5 protein-coding genes are annotated in these 3530 nt (G+C 38.2%); all 5 read left to right on the forward strand.

Features of this window, described 5'->3' with window-relative positions:
• Positions 1 to 271 (forward strand): hypothetical protein (locus KKC91_08630; protein ID MBU0478617.1); only part of this gene is annotated, 271 nt, incomplete at its 5' end.
• Positions 272 to 687: 416 nt separating this feature from the next.
• A complete protein-coding gene (locus KKC91_08635; protein MBU0478618.1) occupies positions 688 to 852 on the forward strand; it encodes a hypothetical protein in 165 nt (54 codons plus the stop codon).
• 172 nt (positions 853 to 1024) lie between these two features.
• Positions 1025 to 1867, forward strand: a complete 843-nt coding sequence (locus tag KKC91_08640) for a metallophosphoesterase (protein MBU0478619.1) — start codon at positions 1025 to 1027, stop codon at positions 1865 to 1867.
• 223 nt (positions 1868 to 2090) lie between these two features.
• Positions 2091 to 2693: a type IV toxin-antitoxin system AbiEi family antitoxin domain-containing protein gene (locus tag KKC91_08645; GenBank protein MBU0478620.1), complete on the forward strand. Its 603-nt coding sequence runs from the start codon at positions 2091 to 2093 to the stop codon at positions 2691 to 2693.
• 55 nt (positions 2694 to 2748) lie between these two features.
• Entirely contained in the window at positions 2749 to 3162 is a 414-nt protein-coding gene (locus tag KKC91_08650; GenBank protein ID MBU0478621.1) for a hypothetical protein, read from the forward strand.
• The last annotated feature ends 368 nt before the right edge of the window (positions 3163 to 3530 follow it).

Here is a 3530-nt window from a genome sequence, read left to right on the forward strand (position 1 = left end):
AAGAGGTGAGTGGAGCAAGGGCAGTGATATAGATATACTGGCAGTTGTTTCGGGAGAGGAAAAAGATGTAATTGCGGCTTTAAATAAAGGTAAAATAGATGTAAGTCCATTGTTGGAAATACGGCCGATAAGCACTACAGTTGATAAATTTGTAGAAAGGTTTAGCAAGAAGACTGAGTTTTACGAAGAACTCTGGAAAGATAGAATAGTTTTGTATAATGAATTTCTGTTTTGGCAACTGATTAAAGAAGGAGGCAAATCATATGGCTAAATATGTTGAGAAAACTTTACTATAAGGAATATTTATAATGCTTATTGGATATGCTAGAGTTTCGACACATGACCAAGCCTTTCATTATAATGAACGAAGAGAACAATATAATGGACGCTCTAAAAACTAAAAAACATCTATATCACCAAACTCCTTTAAAAATACTTTCTTTTCTTTCCAATCATCCAGGTGGGGTATTTTTTGCTAATGAGGTATCTAAAGCGACATAGATTTATTTATCTATACAGAATATAAGAAAAAGGTGCTCAGGATTATCAATAAATATGAAACTAATGATGTGAGATATCAATCTATTATTCAAGATCCTTTAGAAACCATCTCATCCAAAAAAGGAGATAGTGTATTTCATAGACAAGTAAAGAAGGGAATAACCCTTTGGAAAGGAAAACCGACTTATGAGGAAATATGATATCCATGAAGCAATTGAGAAAAGAAGAATAGTTCATTTTTCTGCCGGCCATAAGGTTAGTTTTAACGAGTTGAAGACAGCCAAAGAAGATTTACAAGACGCCAAAGACGCCATTTCGGACATAAACTCGACAAGTGGAAATATATCTTAGTAGATGGGGTTCTAGACATAAAACCACTATCTTGCTATCACAAAATGCGATACCTTCTAAACAAGAAAGAGTTTAAAATTGGGGTCTTAGGGGGGCCATGCACAAATCTCCCACTACCCCGAACAGTGAAACAATCAATACTTGAGAATGGATTGTTGGAGGAATTGCTTGGATGAGAGTGTTATTTGTAACAGACTTACATGGATGCAAGTGGAAATATGAGCGGCTACTCAAAGCAGCAAAAGAGTTTGGGGCAACTATAGTGATCAATGGTGGTGATATGCTACCAAAGGAAGGGGACCTATTTACGCAAGACAAATTCATAACCAACTACCTTGATAATCACTTTGCACGATTCAACGCTGCTGGAATTTATTATCTTTGCTACTTGGGAAACGATGACCTTAGAATCTTCGATGAGCTATTTGAGGAGACTTGTAACAAGTATTCCTTCGTAGTCTGCCTGGCACAACGTAAATTTGAGGTTGGGGATTTTGAATTTGTAGGTATGAACTGGGTAACTGATTATCCATTCCGCCTCAAGGACAGATGTAGAATGGACACAGATGACTATATATTTCAAGAGCAGTTTGGAACAGGACTATTATCTACACCAAACGGATTGCAAGAACTATATGACTGGGTTGCCTATGCAAAGACGCTTCCAACAATAGAAAATGAGCTAAACCAACTGGTACAGCCTAAGAATATGGCACATAGCGTGTACGTAATCCACACGCCTCCGTACAAGCTAGGATTAGATAAATGTAGTCACGGTGCAGAAGTGGGGTCAAAGGCAATTTACAACTTTTTGCAGAAATATCAGCCAAAGCTCTCGCTTCATGGTCATATCCATGAGTCTCCGGAAGTTACTGGACGATGGTATGCAAAACTTGGCAGTACGATATGCATTCAACCTGGTCAGCTTAATGAGTTCACTTATGTTACGATTGACTTGGACAATATGAAGTTTGATAGAATCGTTGAACAAAATGTTATGTGGCACCATGCCTGATAAATGATGTGTAATACCATTAAAAAGATATGTCGCCCCTACGTGAAGGTCGACCTGGTGACAAAATGTCACCGGTTCAATAGGCTTAAATACTTCCCGTCGCGTTTACGGAACACGGAACATTAATTTTGCTCTTAATTCGCAGATCGAAAAAAAGCATTGGCATGATCGTATAAATTGTATATGCTTCTTGACAAGTAGCAAGATGTTATGCGGAGGCAAAATGCAAACACGGACACAGGAACTCATAAACTTTCTTCAGAGTCATGATGGAGTGACTAGGTTTTCTACTATTCTGAAGGCTGGATTTCATCCTGATTCGCTTATTGCTCTTGAAAAAGAGGGAAAGGTTGAAAAAATTGCCTGGGGACTTTACCGTGTAGCTAATTATCTCCCTGGTTCTCAGCCCGATCTTGTTATTGTATCACTTCAGGCACATAGAGGTATTATCTGTCTTCTTTCCGATCTTTCTTTTTATAAAGCAAGAAGCGAGATTCCCAAGTATGTGGATCTAGCCATTCCGCAAGGTATACATGCGAATAGAATTGGGTATCATCCGGTAAGATTTTACCGCTTTGCGCCTAACGCATGGAAAGCAGGAATCGAAAAGCATGAAATTGAAGGACACAGGATTAAAGTTTATAGTCTCGCCAAGACGATTGCCGATTGTTTTAAATTCCGCAATAAAATAGGAGCGGATGTCGCGAGAGATGCCCTCAAAGTTGCTGTTACGGAAAAAAGTATAAAGCCAAAAGAAATTATGAAATATGCCAAGATTTGCCGTGTTGATAATATCATAAAGCCAATACTGGAAGCTATGCTATGAAGGATTTCCTTTAAACGTTTAATTTCACTCATGATTTTATTAAGGAGACCGTGTTATGGAATACACCAAAAAACATAAAAACCTTATCGCTAAACTGCTCAAGAAAGCCGGGATGATTGAAGAGGCAAAGTTTGTTTTGTCTTGCGATGAATACAAGTATGAAATCAGCGAAGCCATGCGTGATGCCGCTAAGAAGACGAAGACCGGCATTGGAGCGAATCCTGCGCTATTAGATGCAGCAAGGCGATATGAAACCAGAGATTGTGCTATTTTTAAAGAATGCTCTTTGTCTCATTGTGAAGGTAGGGTATGGTGCGATATCTATAACCTTGGCGGAAGTCATGGTCGAACTGGTGATGCTTATTGCCATTTAGCGGATAGAGCAAATTTTGTTCCTTTTAAAAAACGCCGTAAGATAATGTTTGAAATTTTAGAATATAAAACAGGACAATCAAGACATAAGTCTTGATGACAAAGGAAACTAAAAACAACAGCCATAAAGGACTGGTCAGAGAGTGGTGGCAAGTACCCTTGTCCCTATATGCTGACCAGAACATCTTCGGTCACGTATCATGAGAACATTTCTGATTGAAACCAGCATCCTTGAGCTCTTAGAAAAACAGTTGAAAAATTTCTATCAAAGTCATGGGGTAAAATTAATTTCTTTTGTTACGCAGGCACTTGAAGAAAACCATTTGAGGCTAAAGAGGACGAAGATTGACTGGTCACAAATTGTGACCTCCAATGTGTTGAATAGTGAAGAAATGTTACAAATGTTGCAAATGTTATATAACATAAGGAACTTACGGAACATTAAGAACATTTGTAACTTTATAG

The sequence above is a fragment of the bacterium genome, assembly GCA_018812485.1.
In the GTDB taxonomy this organism is placed as follows: Bacteria; JAHJDO01; JAHJDO01; order JAHJDO01; family JAHJDO01; genus JAHJDO01.

Excerpts from the sequence above, each read along its gene's own strand:
- KKC91_08650 (MBU0478621.1), top strand. The coding sequence starts at position 2,749 with ATGGAATACACCAAAAAACATAAAAACCTTATCGCTAAACTGCTCAAG.
- KKC91_08635 (MBU0478618.1), top strand. The coding sequence starts at position 688 with ATGAGGAAATATGATATCCATGAAGCAATTGAGAAAAGAAGAATAGTT.
- KKC91_08640 (MBU0478619.1), top strand. The coding sequence starts at position 1,025 with ATGAGAGTGTTATTTGTAACAGACTTACATGGATGCAAGTGGAAATAT.
- KKC91_08645 (MBU0478620.1), top strand. The coding sequence starts at position 2,091 with ATGCAAACACGGACACAGGAACTCATAAACTTTCTTCAGAGTCATGAT.